The 19,883-nt window shown below is 61.1% G+C and carries 21 protein-coding genes and 1 pseudogene; 14 read left to right on the top strand and 8 right to left on the bottom strand.

Going from position 1 to position 19,883, the window contains the following annotated elements; translation table 11 throughout:
* Positions 1-161: 161 nt before the first annotated feature.
* Complete coding sequence (locus tag C2U47_RS02430) at positions 162-1,499, top strand: IS4-like element ISAeme15 family transposase (RefSeq protein ID WP_103261426.1); 1,338 nt, start codon at positions 162-164, stop codon at positions 1,497-1,499.
* A 61-nt stretch (positions 1,500-1,560) separates the two neighbouring features.
* Here the strand turns inward: C2U47_RS02430 and xthA are convergent, their stop codons facing one another.
* The 3 genes from xthA to C2U47_RS02415 all read right to left on the bottom strand — a co-directional run bounded on the left by xthA (position 1,561) and on the right by C2U47_RS02415 (position 5,289).
* Positions 1,561-2,367 carry an exodeoxyribonuclease III gene (gene xthA / locus C2U47_RS02425; protein ID WP_010673667.1) on the bottom strand — a complete coding sequence of 269 codons (807 nt, stop codon included), beginning with the start codon at positions 2,365-2,367 and terminating at the stop codon, positions 1,561-1,563.
* 252 nt (positions 2,368-2,619) lie between these two features.
* Positions 2,620-3,582 (bottom strand): ion channel, encoded by a 963-nt coding sequence (locus tag C2U47_RS02420; protein ID WP_069785315.1) that lies wholly within the window; start codon positions 3,580-3,582, stop codon positions 2,620-2,622.
* A gap of 60 nt (positions 3,583-3,642) precedes the next feature.
* Positions 3,643-5,289 (bottom strand): response regulator, encoded by a 1,647-nt coding sequence (locus C2U47_RS02415; RefSeq protein WP_103261425.1) that lies wholly within the window; start codon positions 5,287-5,289, stop codon positions 3,643-3,645.
* 270 nt (positions 5,290-5,559) lie between these two features.
* Here C2U47_RS02415 and C2U47_RS02410 point away from each other — a divergent pair, with 270 nt between their 5' ends.
* A complete protein-coding gene (locus C2U47_RS02410) occupies positions 5,560-5,985 on the top strand; it encodes an Hsp20/alpha crystallin family protein (RefSeq protein ID WP_039039212.1) in 426 nt (141 codons plus the stop codon).
* Positions 5,986-6,026: 41 nt separating this feature from the next.
* Here the strand turns inward: C2U47_RS02410 and C2U47_RS02405 are convergent, their stop codons facing one another.
* Complete coding sequence (locus C2U47_RS02405; protein WP_052816446.1) at positions 6,027-7,070, bottom strand: FAD:protein FMN transferase; 1,044 nt, start codon at positions 7,068-7,070, stop codon at positions 6,027-6,029.
* A gap of 299 nt (positions 7,071-7,369) precedes the next feature.
* Here C2U47_RS02405 and azu point away from each other — a divergent pair, with 299 nt between their 5' ends.
* Positions 7,370-7,810: an azurin gene (gene azu / locus C2U47_RS02400; protein ID WP_043155526.1), complete on the top strand. Its 441-nt coding sequence runs from the start codon at positions 7,370-7,372 to the stop codon at positions 7,808-7,810.
* Between the two features lie 181 nt (positions 7,811-7,991).
* Complete coding sequence (locus tag C2U47_RS02395) at positions 7,992-8,195, top strand: hypothetical protein (protein WP_039039209.1); 204 nt, start codon at positions 7,992-7,994, stop codon at positions 8,193-8,195.
* On the opposite strand, the gene C2U47_RS02390 is transcribed toward C2U47_RS02395, so the two are convergent.
* Together C2U47_RS02390 and C2U47_RS02385 are read right to left on the bottom strand one after the other, a co-directional pair.
* Positions 8,192-8,761, bottom strand: coding sequence for a HutD family protein (locus C2U47_RS02390; RefSeq protein WP_052815265.1), 570 nt, complete (start codon positions 8,759-8,761; stop codon positions 8,192-8,194). The genes C2U47_RS02395 and C2U47_RS02390 overlap by 4 nt on opposite strands.
* A gap of 129 nt (positions 8,762-8,890) precedes the next feature.
* A complete protein-coding gene (locus C2U47_RS02385) occupies positions 8,891-9,313 on the bottom strand; it encodes a MarR family winged helix-turn-helix transcriptional regulator (RefSeq protein ID WP_052815264.1) in 423 nt (140 codons plus the stop codon).
* 81 nt (positions 9,314-9,394) lie between these two features.
* On the opposite strand from C2U47_RS02385, the gene C2U47_RS02380 reads away from it, so the two are divergent.
* Positions 9,395-9,694 (top strand): DUF3861 domain-containing protein, encoded by a 300-nt coding sequence (locus C2U47_RS02380; RefSeq protein WP_042014216.1) that lies wholly within the window; start codon positions 9,395-9,397, stop codon positions 9,692-9,694.
* A 191-nt stretch (positions 9,695-9,885) separates the two neighbouring features.
* On the opposite strand, the gene tnpA is transcribed toward C2U47_RS02380, so the two are convergent.
* Entirely contained in the window at positions 9,886-10,290 is a 405-nt protein-coding gene (gene tnpA / locus C2U47_RS02375) for an IS200/IS605-like element ISAs26 family transposase (protein ID WP_103261424.1), read from the bottom strand.
* Between the two features lie 57 nt (positions 10,291-10,347).
* Between tnpA and C2U47_RS02370 the strand changes: the two genes are divergently transcribed.
* The 3 genes from C2U47_RS02370 to C2U47_RS02360 all read left to right on the top strand — a co-directional run bounded on the left by C2U47_RS02370 (position 10,348) and on the right by C2U47_RS02360 (position 13,020).
* Entirely contained in the window at positions 10,348-11,574 is a 1,227-nt protein-coding gene (locus C2U47_RS02370) for an RNA-guided endonuclease InsQ/TnpB family protein (protein ID WP_103261423.1), read from the top strand.
* Between the two features lie 16 nt (positions 11,575-11,590).
* On the top strand, positions 11,591-12,595 hold the full coding sequence (locus C2U47_RS02365; RefSeq protein ID WP_370736853.1) for a nucleoside hydrolase: 1,005 nt from the start codon (positions 11,591-11,593) through the stop codon (positions 12,593-12,595).
* Positions 12,596-12,690: 95 nt separating this feature from the next.
* Positions 12,691-13,020, top strand: coding sequence for a DUF3634 family protein (locus C2U47_RS02360; RefSeq protein ID WP_039039207.1), 330 nt, complete (start codon positions 12,691-12,693; stop codon positions 13,018-13,020).
* Positions 13,021-13,110: 90 nt separating this feature from the next.
* Here the strand turns inward: C2U47_RS02360 and C2U47_RS02355 are convergent, their stop codons facing one another.
* Positions 13,111-14,019: a LysR family transcriptional regulator gene (locus tag C2U47_RS02355; RefSeq protein WP_052815582.1), complete on the bottom strand. Its 909-nt coding sequence runs from the start codon at positions 14,017-14,019 to the stop codon at positions 13,111-13,113.
* Positions 14,020-14,121: 102 nt separating this feature from the next.
* Between C2U47_RS02355 and C2U47_RS23180 the strand changes: the two genes are divergently transcribed.
* The 6 genes and pseudogenes from C2U47_RS23180 (at position 14,122) to cyoE (ending at position 19,859) form a co-directional block, all read left to right on the top strand.
* On the top strand, positions 14,122-14,319 hold the full coding sequence (locus C2U47_RS23180; protein ID WP_223917181.1) for a carboxymuconolactone decarboxylase family protein: 198 nt from the start codon (positions 14,122-14,124) through the stop codon (positions 14,317-14,319).
* Between the two features lie 623 nt (positions 14,320-14,942).
* Positions 14,943-16,031, top strand: a complete 1,089-nt coding sequence (cyoA, locus tag C2U47_RS02345; RefSeq protein WP_080989980.1) for a cytochrome o ubiquinol oxidase subunit II — start codon at positions 14,943-14,945, stop codon at positions 16,029-16,031.
* Between the two features lie 3 nt (positions 16,032-16,034).
* Positions 16,035-18,011 (top strand): cytochrome o ubiquinol oxidase subunit I, encoded by a 1,977-nt coding sequence (cyoB, locus tag C2U47_RS02340; protein ID WP_041211612.1) that lies wholly within the window; start codon positions 16,035-16,037, stop codon positions 18,009-18,011.
* Positions 17,980-18,627: pseudogene (locus tag C2U47_RS02335) on the top strand (cytochrome o ubiquinol oxidase subunit III); the annotation flags it as partial. The gene cyoB and the pseudogene C2U47_RS02335, both read left to right, overlap by 32 nt.
* Positions 18,628-18,957, top strand: a complete 330-nt coding sequence (locus C2U47_RS02330) for a cytochrome o ubiquinol oxidase subunit IV (protein WP_010673684.1) — start codon at positions 18,628-18,630, stop codon at positions 18,955-18,957.
* Positions 18,958-18,965: 8 nt separating this feature from the next.
* Entirely contained in the window at positions 18,966-19,859 is an 894-nt protein-coding gene (gene cyoE, locus C2U47_RS02325) for a heme o synthase (RefSeq protein ID WP_010673685.1), read from the top strand.
* Positions 19,860-19,883 lie beyond the last annotated feature (24 nt).

The following is a 19,883-nucleotide window of genomic DNA, read 5'->3' as shown; positions in this document are numbered from 1 at the left end:
TGGCAAGCGCCGTCTGCCTGGGAATTGACATGGATTAAGAAAGGGCGGGGCAGTGAACAGAAAAAGCCCCGCCATGCGGCAATGCTGATCAGTTAAGGATCCATTGACCGATCCTTCTGCTGTAGGACAATCCGGAACCAATCACTGGTTCCGGATTTTTTATGTCTATTGCAAACGATCTGAACGATGTTGTTGAGGCATCTGGCGACATGCTGGCTCGGTTGGCCATTTTTGCCGACCATATTCCCGACGAATGGATTACTGCCGCTGCCGCCTTGTCTGAAAAGGCCACTATCCGCCGACGCCGCTTACCTTCTGATATGGTCTTGTGGCTCGTCGTGGGGATGGCCTTTTTCCGCAATGAGCCCATCTCCGAGGTCGCTCGGCGCCTCAACATCTGTGCAGAAGGGTTGGCCAATGATGCCTTGCTCGCGGACAGTGCCCTGTCTCAGGCCCGTCAGCGACTCGGCAAACAGCCGCTCGAGTGGCTGTTCAAACAGTGCGCCGATGTGTGGGGGCGGGAACGTTATCCTGAAGACCATTGGCACGGTTTACAGGTCTTTGCCATCGATGGGGCCCTGTTCCGAACCCAGGATATGCCTGAACTCAGAGCACATTTCGGCTCGGGTAACACCTCAACCAACCGGCAGACACCCTACCCGATGCTGCGGTTGGTCACGCTCATGAATGTCCGCTCGCATGTCATTGCCAACGCGGCCATCAGCCCGTACCGCAAAGGGGAAATCCCCCTGGCCAGCGAGTTCATTCACTCATTGCCGGACAAGTCAGTGACCCTGCTGGATAAAGGCTTCTTCGGTGCCGACCTGTTGCTGCGTATTCAGGCCGAAGACACCGACCGTCACTGGCTCATCCCGGAACGCAAGGGGCTGGTATACACGGAACTTGAGCGCTATGGCGACGGTGACCGTCTGTTGCAAATGACGGTCTCGCCTCAGGCTAGCAAGAAAAACCCGGCGTTGCCGACACACTGGCAAGTTCGCGCAGTGACCTATGAGGTGGCAGGCAAGGAGAAAACGGTCTTTACCTCCCTGCCCGTGGCGCGATTCAGCGCAGCTCAGGTGGCGACCCTGTACCACGAGCGCTGGGAAATCGAGCTGGGATACCGGGATATCAAAAGCGCGATGCAGCACAACGCCATCACGCTGAGAAGCAAGAAAGTGGACTTGGTCTATCAGGAGCTGTGGGGATTGCTGCTTGGATACAATCTGGTCAGGCGGGAGGCCAGCCAGGCCGCCGTAGCCCATCAGCGAGCGCCCAATGAGGTGAGCTTTAAGTTTGCCTGTCATTTCATCGCGAACCAGATGGCAGTGATGGCGGGCGCGTTATCGCCAGCCCATACGCCACGGAGGTTGGCGGAGTTGCGGGGCTGCATAGGCGTCATGTTCATAGAAAAACGCCCCAGGCCATCGAGACCCAGGGCGGTGAAGATATCAAAGACCCGTTTTCCGGTAAATCGCAATGCGGCTCCGCTTAAGTGAACAGCATTGCCCGCATGGGCGGGGGCAGGGTCTTTTGGCGAGGGCTAGCCTAGCGTGGGGATCAGGCGAAGCAGGTCCAGATGGGGGCGTGATCCGAGGGCTTGTCGATGCCGCGCAGCTCGTAGTCGATGCCGGTCTCGGTCACTTTGTCCTTGAGGGCGTCGGAGGCCATGATGAGGTCGATGCGCAGGCCCCGGTTCTCGTCAAAGCCCCTGGAGCGGTAGTCGAACCAGGAGAAGCGCTCGCACTCGGTGGGGTTGGCGGCGCGGAAGGTGTCGGTCAACCCGAAGCCTTTCAGGCGCTCCATCCATTCACGCTCGATGGGCAGGAAGGAGCACTTGCCATCCCGCAGCCAGCGCTTGCGGTTCGCCTCGCCGATGCCGATGTCGAGATCCGTGGGGGAGATGTTCATATCCCCGATCAGCGCTATCTGGTCGTCCGGGGTGTGGTGGGTCTCGAGGTAGTGCTGCAGGTCTTCATAGAACTTCTGCTTGGCCGGGAACTTGGTCTCGTGATCCTGGCTCTCCCCCTGGGGGAAGTAGCCGTTCATCACCTTGATGACGGAGCCGTCTTCCCGCTTGAAGCTGGCCATGATCATGCGGCGCTGGGCATCTTCCGGATCGGTGGGGAAACCCTTTTGCACCTCGATGGGAGCCTGCTTGCTCATGATGGCGACCCCGTAATGCCCCTTCTGGCCGTGGAAGACCACGTGGTAGCCCATGGCCTCCACATCCGCGACCGGGAAGGCTTCGTCGTGCACCTTGATCTCCTGCAGGCCGATCACGTCCGGCTGGTGCTTGTCGATAAGGGCTTGCAACTGATGAAGACGGGCGCGCAGGCCATTGATATTGAAAGAGATGATCTTCATGTTCGGGGTGCTCATGTCGTTTTTGTTCGTCGCTTATTGGACTAGGAATCCGCGATGGATGCAAGTTCGGGGGCTGTGACTGGCGCAGCGGCTCGGTAATCTGTTCACGATCTGTCGCGAGAGTCTGTCAGCAAGGTGACGCGCAGCAGAGGAGCCTGAGTGCATATGTATACATGGAAGCGCCTGGCGACACATAAGCGAGCAGCACATGAGCCTTGGAAGCGGCTTCCCAGCAAGATCGTGGACAGGTTTCTAGCGGGTCATCTTCTTGACAAACACCACCACGAACAGTGCCAGCGTGAAGCTGCCGGTAAAGGCTTCGAAGGCGGCGAAGATCCGCGACAACCCCACCGGGGTGAAGTCCCCATACCCCAGCGTGGTGAAGGTCACCACGCTGTAGTAGAGGCACTCCATCAGGAAGATGGCGTTCTGCTCCAGAGGAGCGTCCGGGCGATAGATGAGGTGGGTGCCCGCGAAGTTGAGGCCGCAGAAGAAGTAAAAAATGCTGCAGATGACGATGAGCAGCAGGGAGAAGAGCACCACCCGCATGGGGGCCTCGCCGTAACCGCAGAAGAGATCCACTATCCAGGAGGCGAAGCGGCGGTAGGACCAGAACGGCATCTGCAGGCGGCGCATGGTGAGCTCCTGCTGGATGTAGCGACCGGACATGGTGAAGATGCCCTGGGCCTCCGAGGCCTTGCGCAGATCCCGGTAGGTTTCCTCCGCCTCCTTGAACCAGACGCGGGCCTGCGCCGGGTCCCGCTCGCGGCGCCCCTTTCTGTCCTGCATCAGCCGCTTGCCCGTCTCCAGGTTGTCGAGGCGGGTGTTCTTCCAGCGGATGCCGAGCAGGTTGACGTCGTCGAGGGTAGCGCAGTGGAGGTTCGCTTCGCTCAGATCGGCCTTCATCAGGCTGCCGCCCTTGATGCGAATGCCGTAGAGATGGGCCCCCCGCAGGTTGGCGCGATAGAGGTTGCACTGCTCCAGCAAGAATCCCTCCGGACCCTGCCTGTTCACCAGGTTGAGATCCGCCAGCTCGGCGCGGGCCAGTTGCAGGCCGTGGCACAGGCCCCCCTGGCGCACATAGCGCTCCAGCGCCTGGGCGGTATCAGGGGTGTTGTGGGCCGCAGCGGGGTCGTGCCAGCGGCAGAGATCATGATCCCCTGCCTCTTCGGTGCAGTGGCGGCCATCGGCCACCAGGTATCGGCACATTGCCATGGTGTTGCCCCTCCCTTCCCTGAGTCAGTATCAGCATAGGTGAGGGGAGGAGGGGGGATATCAGCTGTGCTGATGATATTCCTGGCGCAGCTTGCGAAAACGTTCCTGCTGGGCGGGGTTGAGGGGGATGCCCTCCAGCACCTCCAGGGTCTCCTTGCACTCGGTGCCAAACTCCGGGCTCTTGCGGTTCTTCTGCATGAGTTGCAGCAGCACCTGGATCTTGTTGAGGGCGGCGCCGGTATTGGCGGGCGCCCGGCGCAGGGCCTCGCGAAAGTGGCCGAGGGCCTGCTCCAGCTCCCCGGCCTGATAGGCCTTGATGCCCAGATCGTTGAGCTGCTGATAGCGCTGGCGCCGCTCCTGCACCGTCTTGTCATCCCGGGTCACCTGGATGCAGGTGGTGAGCAGCCGATCCTCATCCTCCGCCAGCAGGGATTGCAGGCTCTCGGCGTACTCGAACTCCCCGAGCTGATAGAGGGCGAGTATGGTCTCGCCAAGGAGGGCCGGAGGCATGGTGGCGGGCTCGTCCAGCCAGTTCTGGTTGGCGCGATAGAGCATCTTCTTGCCCTTTAGCAGCTCCCCCAGGGCGATGCGCACCCGGGCCTGGCAGATCTGCTCGAACACCGGGTAGTTGAACTCCGACATCATCAGGGAGTCGCGGATGCGCGACAGGGCGGAGTTCACCTGCTTTTGCAGGTTGGCGATGTGGTAGCCGTCGTTGCTGTTGAGGGCATAGAGGGTAAGGGTCTGGATATAGGCCCCGAGATAATGCGGCGTGCGGTGGATCGAGTTGCGCGACAAATCGATGAGGGCGAGCAGCACGTCCTTGGCCTGGGCGTAGTCGTGCCGTTGCAGGCACACTTCCGCCAGACGGCGGGAGAGCTGCACCGATTGGAGAGAGATGTCCACCGCCCGGCGCAGCTCCTGCTGGGCCTGCTCGTCATTGCCCAGCGCCAGCAGGGACTCCGCGAGCCAGAGGTAAGCCTCCACCATCAGGGGGGTGTGTTTCAGGGTGGCTTGCAGGTGGCTTACCGCCTCCTCGTGCAGACCCAGGGTATGGCACGCCTTGCCCAGGGTGAGGCGAGCCCAGCTGTTCTCCTGCCCCGCCAGCAGCTGGCGCATCAGGCTGCGGGCCTCCTTGGCCTGGCCCAGCTTGAGCTGGGTGTCGGCCTGCAGGCAGCGGCAGAAGTTGGCAAAGCGTGGCACCGCGTCCGCCTGTTTGGCACAGGCCTCCACCAGGGCGGGCAGATCGTCCCGGGTGAGGGCGCTGAAGACGCTCTCCAGTGCCTGGCGACGGGCGAGGGCGCGTTTGAGGCGAAACGAGAACTGCTCCTGGGAGAAGGGCTTCATCAGGTATTCGTCGGGCTCGGCTTCCAGCGCGCTCAGCACCATGGCGCGGGAGCCGTCGCTGCTGACCATGATCACCACGCTTTGGGGCGGAATGAGTTGCTGATCCCGCAGGCTTTCCAGCAACTGGCGGCCGTTCTCGCCCGCCCCCAGCTCATAGTCGAGCAGATAGATGTCGAAGCTCTCTTTCTGGCAGCGGCGGCGCGCCTCGTCGGCGGAGTTGGTGTAGGTGATGCGGTTGATGCCGATGTTGATCAGCATCGCCTTCATCATCATCTGGAAGGAACGCTGTTCGTTGACCAGCAGGATGCGCTTGGGCTTGGGCTGGGGTTTTTTCTCGGGTACGGAGTCCGGTGTCTGCATCTGTCTGGCATCAAGGCGCTACGGGCTGGTGGGAGAAGTGTGCCACCAAAGTCCGCAGGCAGGCAATTGCACATGGGGAGGCCTCCCGGTTTTTCCCGCAGACCTTGGGTGAAAAAAAGGGTGTCTTGCCTTTGATCCCGGTCAAGGGAAGGCGAGTTGGCACTGGCAGGCGCTGTCCCGGTTTTTAGACTTGAAGAGCGTCAGCATGCGGGAGGCAACAGAGGGCAGGGTGCCCGTCTGCTCCCTTGCCCGCTCACAAGGAGGGATCAGATGAGTTTGCTACCGAGTCGCACCAGCCTGTTTGATGACCTGTTCCACGACATGGCCTCCGGCTTCTACATCCGCCCCCTGCACGGGGACCCGTTGCCCAGCCAGATCAAGCTGGATCTGCGGGAGAGCGGGGATGACTACCTGCTGCAGGCGGAATTGCCCGGGGTGGCGAAGGAGGACATCCACGTGGACGTGCACGGCAAGCTGGTGACCCTGAAGGCGGAGATCCGCCAGTTTGACAGCCAGAACAAGGATGAACGGGCCCTGCGCAGCGAGCGCTATTATGGCAGCGTGTCGCGCAGCGTCGAGCTGCCGGTGGAGGTGTCGCCAGAGCAGGTGAGCGCCCGCTTTGACAACGGCATCCTCACCCTGCGCCTGCCCAAGCAGGCGGCCAGCCCCGCGCCCCACCGCATCCCCATCGAATAGGCGGTCAGTGAACGAGGCCCCGCACTGCGGGGCCTCGTCATTCAGGGCTGCTTGCGCACCAGATAGGGGGCAAACTCGGGGGTGTGGCTGGCGGCAAAGCCCGTGGCGGTCTTCTCGATGAGATAGACCGCCAGCTTGTGCTCCCTGGCAAAGGCCATCGCCCGCTCGGGGCCCATCACCATGAGGGCGGTGTCGAGGGCATCGGCCTCCAGGGCCGTGGGGGTGATGACGGTGGCGGAGACCAGCTTGTGGGTCACGGGCTCGCCGGTGGTGGGATCGATGATGTGGGAGTAGCGCTTGCCGTCGAGCTCGTAATAGTTGCGATAGCTGCCAGCGGTGCTCACCGCCATGCCGTTCGGGGTCACCACATCCTCGATGGCGCCCGGTCTGTCCGAGGGCTCGACGATGGCCACCCGCCAGGGATTGCCCTTGTCGTTGTGCCCCTTGCTGCGCACCGCCCCCGCCACCTCGATGAGGTAGTTGTGGACCCCTTTTTGCTCCAGCAGCCCGGCTATCTCGTCGGAGGCCGCACCCTCGCCCAGGGTGGAGAGATCCAGATAGAGATCTGGGATGGCCTTGCCGAGCAGGAAGTGATCCCCCTCGGGGGTCAGGGTGAGCTTGTCGATGCCGACCCGCTCCCGCGCCTTGGCGATCTGCTCTGCGCCGGGCCGCCTGACCGGGCGCTTGTCCGGCCCGAATCCCCACAGATTGACCAGGGGGCCCACGGTGACATCGAGAACCCCCCGGGTGAGGTGCCCGGCGTCAATGCCCTGTTGCACAATCTTCGCCATGGTGGCCGGGATGACCTGGGGGGGCAGCCCCGTTCCCTGATTGAAGCGGGAGATGAGGGAGCCCGGATCATAGGTGGAGATCTCCTTGTTCAGGCGTGCCAGCAGCGCCTCCACCTCCTGTTGCAGTGCTCCCTGTCCGCCGGGGAAGGGGTCGCTCAGGGTCACCGCATAATAGGTGCCCATGGTGTTGCCCTGGATGCGGGTCTGGGTCGGGGCCGGCTGGCAGGCGCCAAGCAGCAGGATCAGGGAGAGCAGCAGGGTGCGCGCCAGCGCAGGCGCAAAGGGGAACTTCATCTCTCATTCTCGCGGGAGTCATCGACGGGGGAGCAGCTTAGCCAACGGCTGCGGTGTTGGCGAGTGGCCGTGGGCGGGAAGGCCGCAAATAATTAAGCGGGACGGGGATGTGAGCAACCCGCTTTGGGCCCGGGGTCGGGAGAAAAGAAGTGACCGGGCCCTCAGGCTGGCCCAAAAGCGGTCGTCCTTCGGTGACATTTGAATATAATGAAGATCGATCCTGACAGCATCTTTGCGGGTCGCGCCCACGGGGGCGAGATGCCTGTGCTGTCATCCTTCGTCAATCAAAGGAGAACGTGATGAAAAAGGTGTTAACCCTGCTGCTTCTTGGCTCCCTCGCCACCCCGGTCCTGGCCGACGAGTGCGCACTGGTGATCGAAGGCAATGACGCCATGCAGTTCAACCAGACGGCGATGAGCGTGCCGGCCACCTGCAAGGAGGTGACGGTGACCCTCAATCACACGGGCAAACTGCCGGTGGCCAACATGGGCCACAACTGGGTGCTGGCCAACACCGCCGACTATCAGGCCATCGCCACCGCCGGCATGAGCGCCGGGGTCGATCACGACTACCTGCCCAAGGATGACCCCAGGATCCTGGCCCACACCAAGCTGGTGGGGGGCGGCGAGAGCACCAGCGTTACCTTCAAGACCGACGGCCTGGCGGGCAAGGATCTCACCTTCTTCTGCTCCTTCCCGGGCCACTTCGCCCTGATGAAGGGCAGCTTCAAGGTGGGGTAGTGCCAAGGACCGTGTCGCCGCCAGTACAAGCAAAAGCCGGGAAGGTCCCGGCTTTTTTGTCTTCGCTTGCGCTGCGTCGCGGTGCTTTCATGATCTGGTCTGGGGTGGCAAGGGGATGAGCGGCGTAGAATAGGCCGCAAATGGGCCAGTGGCCCGCCTACGCCCCTTCGGAAAAGAGAGCATGAATGCAGTGAAATGGATGCTTGGCTGTTGCCTGATGCTGCTGTGTGCCATCGCGCTGGCCGCCGAGCCCCCGGTGAAGAAGAGCCGGAGCGGCATCTGTCACCCCAAGGGCGGCACCTACTACAGCCGCACCAGGCACTATACCCCCTATGACACCATGCAGGCCTGCCTCGACAGCGGGGGCCGTGCCCCCCGGCGTTAAACGGCGGCTTGCTTGGGCTGCAGGGTAAAGAAGGCGAGGGTGGTCTTCTTGCCGCACTCGAAGCGGATGTTCTCCTCCCCCTGCACCACCAGGGTCTCGCCCGGTGCGACCTGCTGTCCCTGCACGGTGAGCTGGCCCTCCAGCAGGTGGCAGAGGTAGCACTTGTCCGCCTCCAGGGTGAGGCTGAGGGGGAAGGGCAGGTTCAGCACCCGCACGTTGGCGCTGATGCGCGCCGGGTGGTAGATGAGCCCGAGATCCGTCACCTCTTTTTTCAGCAGCTCGCAGCGGGTCTCGTTATCCCCGCTGAAGTGGGCCGCCTCGAAGGTGGCGTAGGGGTGGCCGTTGAGCACGAAACCGGCACCGCTGACGGGCAGCAGGATGCGCTGGTAGCCGGGAAAGCGGGAGAAACTCCCCGCTTCCTTGATGGGGGCCGAGCTCAGCCGATAGTCAAAGTCGAGCTTGTCCAGGGTCGAACCAGGGGGGGAGATCAGGATCTGGGCCGTGGTGCCCTGCCTGTTCTTCCAGGGCATTTTCAACTGGTCGGACTCTTTAATCAGGGTGATCACGATGGCGCCTCGGCGGGAAGGGGAGAGTGGGGCCAGTGATACCATCTCCGGGAGTGGCTCACAAGGCGCCGCCAGCACAGGCCGCGCTGGTTGGCCACAAATCAGGCAGCGGATCCCCTGACGCTGACCCTAATCGGTCGACTCAAGCCCTTTTTCTATCTTGTCCAGCAGTTGCTGCAACTGCGCTATCTCCGCCGGCGTCAGCAGGGAACACAGCCGTTCGTCGAGCCGTGCGGCCTCCTGCTCCCCCTGGTTGACCCGCTCGCAGGCCAGCGGGGTCAAGGCCAGACAGATGCTGCGTCTGTCAGTGGGATGGGGCCGCTTCTCGATGAGCCCCTGTTTCTCCATCTCCTGCAGCAGGCGCGTCACCTGCGCCTTGTCGCGGCCAGACCGCTGTGCGATTAGCTGCGGCGTGGCGGGATCCAGCGCATGGATCAGTTGCAGCACCTTGTAATGGAGGGGGCTAAGGGCGATCTGCTGTGCCCGGAAATGCTGCGTCATGGCGATTTTGTACTGATCGAGGATCCGGAAGAGGCGGTTTGACAACCTCATGGTTGATAAAGTCAACTTAAAAGGGTTTAATTGATTTTATCAACCATATGGGCAAAAGCCCAGCCCGAGAGGAGATGAAAGATGCCACACACTTATCGTGTACAGGTCCAGGCGCTGGACCGCGAGGTGCCCCCGTTGCAGTTCGACTGCCAGAATCACGACGACATCTTTGCCATCCTGGCGCTCAGCAAGGGGAAGCTGGCCATGTCGGAGCAGGAACATCAGGCGTTTATCGTCGGGTTGAAGCTGTTTGGCGAAGTCATGATGCAGCATCGCAAAGAGGAGCTGTTCAAGGGGTTTCTCCCCCATTTCAAGCAATTCATGGGGCAACTGAAACGCACCGCCAGGGGAGAGGAGGCCGTGGTCGCCCCTTCCGAGTGACCCTGCCCTGACCCCAAGGGCGAGCGCTCCCGCCATCATGCCTGATGCAAAGGAAACCCCGAGGTTGTGATCCCGGTGCTGTCAAAGCGGCGGCGGCCCGCTACACTGGCAGCTCGTTTCACGGAGGACCCATCTTAAATGCGAAAGGGGACTCCCTCCGACGTAGGTGGGAGGGGAATTTCGCCGGGGCGTCAGCCCCGCTGGTTTTGAATGTATTGCTTGATCACCTCCAACGGTGCTCCGCCGCAAGAGCCCGCAAAGTAAGAGCGTGACCAGAGTACGGGTTTGCTGTAAGCACCTCTCAAGTCCAGAAATTCATTACGCAGTCGCCTTGATGTGACCGCCTTTAACGAGTTCACCAGTACCGATAGCTGCACCGTTGGCGCGTACTCTATCAGCATGTGAACATGATCAGCCTCTCCGTCACACTCTTTCAGTGCCGCACCAAAATCTCTGCAAACCTCTGCCGCACACTGACCGAATGAAGCGTGATGCAGATCCCCCAGTATCGGCTTTCGATACTTGGTAATAAACACCAAATGTACGTGCAAAACGTAGGCCGCATGGCGTGATTTATTAATTTTAGTGAATTGCATTCTGTCACTCAATCGGGCTTAATAGATATGGCGATAATGCTACACACTGAGCGCTAAATGCAAATTCTGAAAGCCTACAAGTTCCGACTCGAACCGACAGCCCAACAAGCGCAACGCCTGCGCCAGTTGGGCGGTTGTGCTCGTTATGTCTGGAATCACGGGCTGGCAGAAACCAAACGCATTCTGGATGCTGGCGAAAAACTGCCTTCTGCCTTTGAGCTGAACAGGATGCTCACCAGTTGGAAGAAAGACCCAGAAATGGCCTTTCTGGCCGAGGCATATACCGACAACCTCCAGCAGAAGCTCAAGGATTTGCATGGCGCGTGGATGCGCTGCTTTGATAAGAAACTCGCCGCCAAGGCACCCGTATTCAAGAAAAAAAGCGACAACCGCGACGCTATCCGGTTCGTCAACTTCGACAAGTATTGCCGCCTTGAAAAGGGTCGCGTGAAGCTGCCTGCCGGGCTGGCGTGGGTCAAGTTCCGTCAGTCCCAGCCAGTTGAAGGGAAAATTAAAAACGCGACCGTCAGCCAAGCAGCCGGGCACTGGTATATCTCCTTTCAGGTCGAGCAGGAGACGTCCGAGCCAATTCACCCCTCCGGCTCAATGGTCGGGCTGGATGCGGGGATCGCCAAGCTCGCAACCCTGTCAGATGGCACGGTGTTTGAGCCCGTCAACAGCTTCAAAACCAATCAGACCAAGCTGGCAAGGCTCCAACGCCAGTTGAGCAAAAAGGTAAAGTTCAGCAGCAACTGGAAGAAACAAAAAGCCAAGATCCAGCGGCTGCATTCACATATCGCCAATACCCGCCGCGATTACCTTCACAAGGTCACAACGACTATCAGCAAAAACCACGCGATGATCGTCATTGAGGATTTGAAGGTTGCCAGCATGTCAAAATCAGCAGCGGGCACGACCAGCCAGCCGGGGCGCAACGTCCGGGCAAAATCAGGGCTGAATCGTTCGATATTAGATCAGGGCTGGTTTGAGCTGCGCCGCCAGCTCGAATATAAGCAGGCATGGCGAGGCGGTCAGGTGTTGGCGATAAACCCGGCCTACACCAGCCAGCAGTGCGCCTGTTGTGGGCATACTGCGAAGGATAACCGCCAGACGCAAAGCCAGTTTAAATGCGCTGCGTGTGGTTATGAGGCGAACGCCGATGTGAACGGCGCTCGCAATATTTTAGCGGCGGGACACGCCGTTTTAGCCTGTGGAGGCGTGGTGCAATCAGGCCGCCCGATGAAGCAGGAACCCGGTACTGTGCGAGCAGCTATCACCCAGTAATGGGAATCCCCCTCCTGTGACGCGAAGCGCTAAGGTGGGGGAGGATGTCAAGACCCACAAGATCATTCTGGATACCGATCCCGGCATCGACGATGCCATGGCCATTCTGTTTGCCGAGGCGCACCCTGCCATCGAATTGCTCGCCATCACCACGGTGTTTGGCAATGCCACCATCGAAAATGGCACCCGCAACGCCCTCTGGCTCAAGCAAAAATATGGCATGAAGGCGGACGTGGCCCGGGGCGCCGCCGCGCCGCTGCTGCGCGAGCCCGTGGGGCCGACGACGGTGGTGCACGGCCCGAGCGGCTTTGGCGACGTCCAGGCGGGGGAGGTGACCCTCATCCCGGATCCCCGCCCGGCCTGGCAATACATCGTCGAGACGGTGAAGGCCCATCCCGGCGAGATCACCCTGGTGACCATCGGTCCCCTCACCAACCTGGCGCTGGCGCTCGAGGCGGCCCCCGAAGTAGCCGCCCTGGTGAAAGAAGTGGTCGTGATGGGCGGTGCCTTTGGCGTCAACGGCCATCGCGGCAACGTGACCCCCTATGCCGAGGCCAATATCCACGACGATCCCGATGCGGCGGACCGGGTCTTCACCGCCCCCTGGCCCCTGGTGATCATCGGGCTCGACGTCACCCAGCAGAGCATCTTCACCGCCGACTATCTGGATGCCCTGCGGGACGATGCGGGGGAGCCGGGCCGCTTCCTGTGGGATGTCAGCCGCTTCTACCTGCGCTTCTATTCCGAGCGCATCGGCATGGCGGGGTGCCATGTGCACGATCCCTCCGCCATCGCCTATGTGATCGATCCTGCGCTGTTCACCCTGCGCAAGGGGCCGGTGCGGGTCATCACCGAGGGGCCCGCCATCGGCCATACCCTGCAAAAATTTGACGACACCCGCCATCCCCATGACGAGTGGGCCGACTGCCCGGCCCAGCAGGTCGGGGTCGCGGTGCGGGATCAGGCCTTGCTCGCCCTCTATCGGGATACCCTGGTGGCCTGGGGCAAGGGGCGCCGATAAGGCCCGGCAGTGAGTGAAAGCGTGATGGCGGCCGGGTCATGGTGAGGCGCCCCCGGTTATACTGGCGAATATCGGGTTGACGGGAGGAAGACGCAATGGCCTGGTTGTCTCTGTTGGTGGCGATAGCCCTGATCGGGTGGTTGATGACGCTGGGGCGCGGCGCCCTTTTCGAGGTCCGGCTCGCGCCGGGCAAGGTGGTGGTGAAGCGGGGCTCGGTGCCGCCGCGCTTTGTGACCCAGGCGACCCAGATCCTGCACCATGAGCCGGTGCGCGGACGCATCCTGGGCCTGCGGGACGGCAACGGGGTGAGGCTGGTCTTCTCCCGCTCCATCCCCGAGCCCGTGGCCCAGCGCCTGCGCAACATCTTCCCCTACGGGGATTACCGGGGGCTCTCCCCAAGCCCTGACGGGCGAAAATCACGCTGAGCGGTCGCCGTGGCGACCCTCATTTCCAGACGCCGGGCCCTGTGCCCGGCGTCTGCGTTTTCAGCGTTTCGCCAGGAGGCTCTGTTGCGGTCAGCGCGGCCCTTGCAGGGGCCTGATCGCCTCGACCAGAAAGTCGATGAAGGCGCGGGTCTGGGGTTTGAGGAAGCGGCCGCCACGAAACACCGCGTGGATCTCGTCCTGGCGATCCTCGTAGGGGGAGGCGAGCCACTCTGGCAGCAGCGGCAGCAGGGTGCCCTCGTCGATGCCTTGCTGCACCATCCAACTCGACAGCAGCAGCACGCCGGACCCCGCGAGGGCGGCGCAGAGCAGGGGCGTGCCCCCGACCGAGGCGAGGTTGCCCTGCACCGCCACCTTCTCGCGCTCCGTGCCCTGCTGGAAGTACCAGTGCTGGCGTTGGCGCCCATGGCCGCGAATGAGGCAGTTGTGGTGGGCCAGCTCGGCGGGATGGGCGGGTTCGCCATGGCGGGCCAGATAGGCGGGGGAGGTGACCAGCAGCGAGCGGTTGGTGAGCAGATGACGAGTGTGCAGGCTGCTGTCGGCGGGCTTGCCGATGCGCACCGCCACGTCCACGTTCTCGGCATCGAGATCCACCATGCGGTTGTCCAGCGCAGCCTCCAGGCGCACCCCGGGGTAGCGGGCGAGGAAGTCGGGCAGGCGGGGAGAGAGCCAGGACGCGCCGAAGCTCTCGAACACCGAGACCCGCAGCGGCCCCTCTGGCGCCACCGAGAGGGGTTGCAGGGATTGCACCAGCTGATCCGCCTCCTCCAGCAGGGGCAGGGAGCGGGCGAGAAAATAGGCGCCCTGCTCGGTCAGCACCAGTTGGCGGGTGCTGCGCTTGAAGAGCGGGATCCCGAGCTGCTGCTCCAGGGCGTCGATGGCACGGGTCACGGAGGAGGGGGCCTGGTTGAGGGCGCGGGCGGCACGGGAGAAACTGCCCGATTCCACCACCTGGGCCAGGATGCGGATGCGATCCAGCATGGATTAACCTTTGCGATAAACGCAAAACTGTTGCAGGTTATGACGATATTCTAATCAAAAATGAAAAAGTGAACAATCAGCTCACCGCCCCATCCGGGGTCCATGATCAACGGCTGCGCCTACTGCATCGAGATGCACTCCGACGTGGCGATGAAGCACGGGGAGAGCGCCCAGCGTCTGCTGGCGCTGGCCGCCTGGCAGGAGTCGCCGCTGTTCGACGCCCGGGAGCGGGCGGTGCTGGCCCTGACCGACGAGGTGACCCTGATCGCCGACAAGGGGCTCACGGTGCAGACCTATTAGGCGGCGCTGGCCCAACTGGGGGAAACCCTGCTAGCCCAGTGTCTGATGCAGGTGGTCACCATCAACGCCTGGAACCGGATCGCCGTGGCGACCCGGATGGAACACGATCACTCCTGACTCCGACTCCGAGTGAGGGAGAGAAAACGATTGTCAACGGACCCGCACAAGGGCCCGTTTTGTTACGAAGTGTGCCTTCTGGCGCCAGGGGTTGCGACCGTTGTCGGGGGACGGGAAGTTAATCACACATTCGTTTGATTAATTATTTTTTTAATCTTCCCCGAAAAATACCCATCCAGATCAAGGTGTGGAGAAATGACCTGTGAGTCGAAAAGGGGCTGTATGGCTCTTTTTTGATCGCAATGGCGGGTTAAAAACAGACCAGATGGATCTTTTTGGTTAATTGGTGGTCACTTTTGGTGGCGCGAAAGATTAACGGAAGATGAATTGCCGCGGTGTAACTTGAATAAATTGGTCATTGTCAAGGGATTAACATCTGATACCGCTTTCCATCACCTTTTGAACATTTTTGGGATTAATTTTTCATGTTGTTCACATGCTGGTCTGATGCAATAAAATGCTGCATTTTTTTATACCAATAAGCCTTCAAAAGATGAGGACATTGCATGAGACTCTTTGATGTGAAGAGGGGCTTGGGCGCTTTGCTGCTGCTCGCGACCGCCAGCTTGCTGAGTGGCTGCGACATGGCACTGATGAGCCCCAAGGGGCAGGTCGGTGTGGAGCAGAAGTCACTGATACTCACCGCACTCGGCTTGATGCTGATCGTGGTGGTGCCCGTGATTGTCATGGCGGTGGCGTTCGCCTACAAATACCGGGCGTCCAACACAAGTGCCACCTATGCGCCGGACTGGGCCCACTCCAACAAGATTGAGGCAGTCGTCTGGACTGTACCCGTCATCATCATCGTCATCCTGGCGGTGATCACCTGGAAAACTTCCCACTCCCTCGACCCCTACAAGCCGCTAGAATCGGACGTCAAACCGGTTCAGGTGGATGTCATTTCCCTGGACTGGAAGTGGTTGTTCGTCTATCCGGAGCTGGGCATTGCGTCGGTCAACGAGCTGGCCTTCCCGGTCAACACCCCGGTCAACTTCCGGGTGACCTCCGACACCGTGATGAACTCCTTCTTCATCCCGCAACTGGGCGGCCAGATCTACGCCATGGCCGGCATGCAGACCAAGCTGCACCTGATTGCCAACGAAGCGGGCGAGTACAAGGGCATCTCCGGCGGTTACAGCGGTGCCGGTTTCTCCGGCATGAAGTTCAAGGTCATCGCGACCCAGGACCAAGCCGGTTTCGACGCCTGGGTAGCCAAGGTGAAGGCCTCTTCCAAGGCCCTGAGCACCATGGATGAGTTCAATGCCCTGGCCAAGAAGAGCGAAAACCACCCGGTGGAGTACTTCGCCAGCGCCGATCCCAAGCTGTTCGTCAACATCATCAACAAGTTCATGGGCGGCATGTCCCATGGTGGTCACGCCACCCCGGCTGCGGGCTCCGCGGATCACGAGGGCATGAACCACGAGGCCATGAACCATGACGCCGCCCCGAAAGCGGGTGCCATGGACCACGAAGGGATGAACCATGAGGCCTCGCAAGAGGACGCCATGGAGAACCAGGCCATGAACCATGACGCCCATGCCGGACACATGGCCATGTCGGCCGACAAGAGTGTGAAAGCAGGATCCGAGGAATAATCGATGTTTGGAAAATTGACACTCGAGGCTATTCCGTACCATGAACCCATCATCATGGTCACGATAGCCGGTATCATTCTGGGGGGCCTGGCCATCGCCGGTCTCATCACTTACTACGGCAAGTGGCAATACCTGTGGAAAGAGTGGCTGACCTCGGTCGACCACAAACGCCTCGGTATCATGTATCTCATTCTGGGCATGGTCATGCTGCTGCGTGGCTTTGCCGACGCCGTGCTGATGCGTGGCCAGCAGGTCATCGCCTCCGGGGGTGGCGAAGGCTACCTGAACGCCCATCACTACGACCAGATTTTCACCGCCCACGGCGTCATCATGATCTTCTTCGTGGCCATGCCGCTGGTGATCGGTCTGATGAACATCGTGGTGCCGCTGCAAATCGGTGCCCGTGACGTGGCCTTCCCCTTCCTGAACAACCTGAGCTTCTGGTTCACCGCCGCGGCCGTGGTGCTGATCAACGTCTCCCTCGGGGTCGGTGAATTCGCCCAGACCGGCTGGCTGGCCTATCCGCCCTTATCGGGGCTGGAGTTCAGTCCCGGGGTCGGGGTCGATTACTGGATATGGAGTCTGCAGATTTCGGGTCTGGGGACCCTGCTGACCGGCGTGAACTTCTTCGCCACCATCATCCGCATGCGTGCCCCTGGCATGACCATGATGCGCCTGCCGGTCTTCACCTGGACCGCCCTGTGTGCCAACATCCTGATCATCGCCTCCTTCCCGATCCTGACCGTCACCATCGCCCTGCTCACCGCAGACCGCTACCTGGGTACCCATTTCTTTACCAATGACATGGGTGGCAACATGATGATGTACATCAACCTGATCTGGGCCTGGGGTCACCCCGAGGTGTACATCCTGGTGCTGCCGGTGTTCGGGATCTTCTCCGAAGTGGTAGCGACCTTCTGCAAGAAGAAGCTGTTCGGTTACACCTCCCTGGTGTGGGCGACCGTGGCAATCACCGTGCTGTCGTTCATCGTCTGGCTGCACCACTTCTTCACCATGGGGTCCGGCGCCAACGTGAATGCCTTCTTCGGCATCACCACCATGATCATCTCCATCCCGACCGGGGTGAAGATCTTCAACTGGCTGTTCACCATGTACCGCGGTCGCATCGAGTTCACCTCGCCCATGCTGTGGACCGTCGGCTTCATCATCACCTTCACCGTGGGTGGCATGACCGGGGTACTGCTCTCCGTGCCGGCCGCCAACTTCGTGCTGCACAACAGCCTGTTCCTCATCGCCCACTTCCACAACGTCATCATCGGCGGCGTGGTGTTCGGCTGCTTCGCCGGTATCACCTACTGGTTCCCGAAAGCGTTCGGCTTCAAGCTGGATGACGTCTGGGGCAAGCGTGCCTTCTGGTGCTGGATCACCGGCTTCTTCGTGGCCTTCATGCCGCTCTACGTGCTGGGCTTCATGGGCATGACCCGTCGTGTCAGCCAGAACATCGATCCCGAGTTCCACGGCTGGCTGGTGGTCGCCGCCTGCGGTGCCGGTCTGATTGCCCTGGGCGTGCTGTGCCAGGTCATCCAGATCGTGGTCAGCATCCGCGACCGCGAGAAGAACCGCGACCTGACCGGCGATCCCTGGGGTGGCCGTACCCTGGAGTGGGCGACGTCCTCTCCGCCGCCGTTCTACAACTTCGCCATCGAGCCGAAGGTCACCGGTCTGGACGCCTTCTGGGAAGCCAAGGCTGACGGCAGCGCTTACAAGAAGCCTGCCCAGTATGCCCCCATCCACATGCCGAAGAACTCCGGTGCCGGTGTCATCATCGCCGCCTTCAGCGTGGTGTTCGGCTTTGCCATGATCTGGCACATCTGGTGGATGGCCATCGCCGGCTTCATCGGCATGATCGCCACCTGGATCATCCACAGCTTCAACGACGATGTGGACTACTACGTACAGGTTGACGAGATCGAGCGCATCGAAGGTCAGCATTTCGACAACATCAACAAGGTGGCTTAATTCCATGGCGACTGACGTACTACATCACTCTCACGGTGCTCATGAGGATGGGCACCACGATGCCGGTGCCACCAAGGTATTCGGTTTCTGGATCTACCTGATGAGTGACTGCATCCTGTTCGCGACCCTGTTCGCGACCTATGCGGTCCTGGTCAACGGCACTGCCGGCGGCCCCACCGGCAAGGACATCTTCGAACTGCCGTTCGTGTTCGCCGAAACCATGCTGCTGCTGCTGAGCTCCATCACCTTCGGGTTCGGCATGCTGGCCATGAACAAGAACAAGGTCGCGGCGGTCAACACCTGGCTGTTCGTCACCTTCCTGCTGGGGGCCGGCTTCATCGCGATGGAAATCTACGAATTCCATCACCTGATCGTGCACGAGGCGGGCCCGGATCGCAGCGGCTTCCTCTCTGCCTTCTTCACCCTGGTGGGGACCCACGGTATCCACGTGACCAGCGGCCTGCTCTGGATCATCGTGATGATGGTGTCGATCACCAAGAAGGGGCTGACCGAGCGCAACCGCACTCGCCTGATGTGCCTGAGCCTGTTCTGGCACTTCCTCGACGTGGTATGGATCTGCGTCTTCACCGTGGTCTATCTGATGGGGGTCATGTAAATGAGTCATTCCGTTGACAATCACGGCGCCAGCCACGGCAGCGTCAAGTCCTACATGATCGGCTTCGTGCTGTCACTCATCCTGACCGCCGTGCCGTTCTGGATGGTGATGGACGGCTCCGCCTCCCACGCCGTGGTGCTCGGCACCGTGGTGGCCATGGCGGTGGTGCAGATCTTCGTACACCTGGTCTACTTCCTGCACATGAACACCTCCTCCGAGGAGCGCTGGAACCTGGTGGCACTGGTCTTTACCGTGCTCATCATCGCCATCGTGGTCGTGGGTTCCCTGTGGATCATGTACAACCTCAACATCAACATGATGGTTCACTGAGCGGGTTGATGATGATGAAGCAATACCTGCAAGTGACCAAGCCGGGCATCATCTTCGGCAACCTCATCTCGGTTATCGGGGGATTCCTGCTGGCCTCGAAGGGGAGCCTGGATGTGCCCCTGTTCATCCTGACCATGGTGGGGGTGTCACTGGTGGTGGCCTCCGGTTGCGTGTTCAACAACTACATCGACCGGGACATCGACTGCATCATGGAGCGCACCAAGAACCGTGCCCTGGTGCGGGGGCTCATCGCCCCCGGTGTCTCCCTCTGGTATGCGACGGCGCTGGGCGTTGCGGGCATTGCACTGCTCTACTTTGCGGCCAATCCGTTGGCCGCCTTGCTGGCGGTGCTGGGCTTCCTGGTTTATGTGGGGGTCTACAGCCTCTACATGAAGCGCCACTCGGTCTATGGCACCCTGGTCGGCAGCCTCTCCGGCGCCGCGCCGCCGGTCATCGGCTACTGCGCGGTGAGCGGGCAGTTCGACTCGGGGGCACTGATCCTGCTGGCGATCTTCAGCCTGTGGCAGATGCCGCACTCCTATGCGATCGCCATCTTCCGCTTCAAGGACTACCAGGCTGCCAACATCCCGGTGCTGCCGGTGGTGAAGGGGATCCCGGTGGCCAAGCTCCACATCACCCTCTACATCCTGGCGTTCATGGTGCCGACCCTGATGCTGTTCCTCGGCGGCTACGCCGGGTACAAGTATCTGGTGGTGGCCACCGCGGTGAGCGTCTGGTGGCTGGGGATGGCGCTGTCGGGCTACAAAGCGGCGGTGGACGACTCCCTCTGGGCGCGCAAGCTGTTCATGTTCTCCATCGTCACCATTACTTGCCTGAGCGTGATGATGTCGGTGGACTTCCAGCCGGACGCAGCGCCGGTGCTGGTGAGCATGCTGCCCTGATAGTGTGAACTGCACCCCTGAAAT

The sequence above is a fragment of the Aeromonas sp. ASNIH7 genome (genome assembly GCF_002903485.1).
Classification (GTDB): domain Bacteria; phylum Pseudomonadota; class Gammaproteobacteria; order Enterobacterales; family Aeromonadaceae; genus Aeromonas; species Aeromonas caviae.
This window is presented reverse-complemented; position numbering and strand designations above follow the sequence as displayed.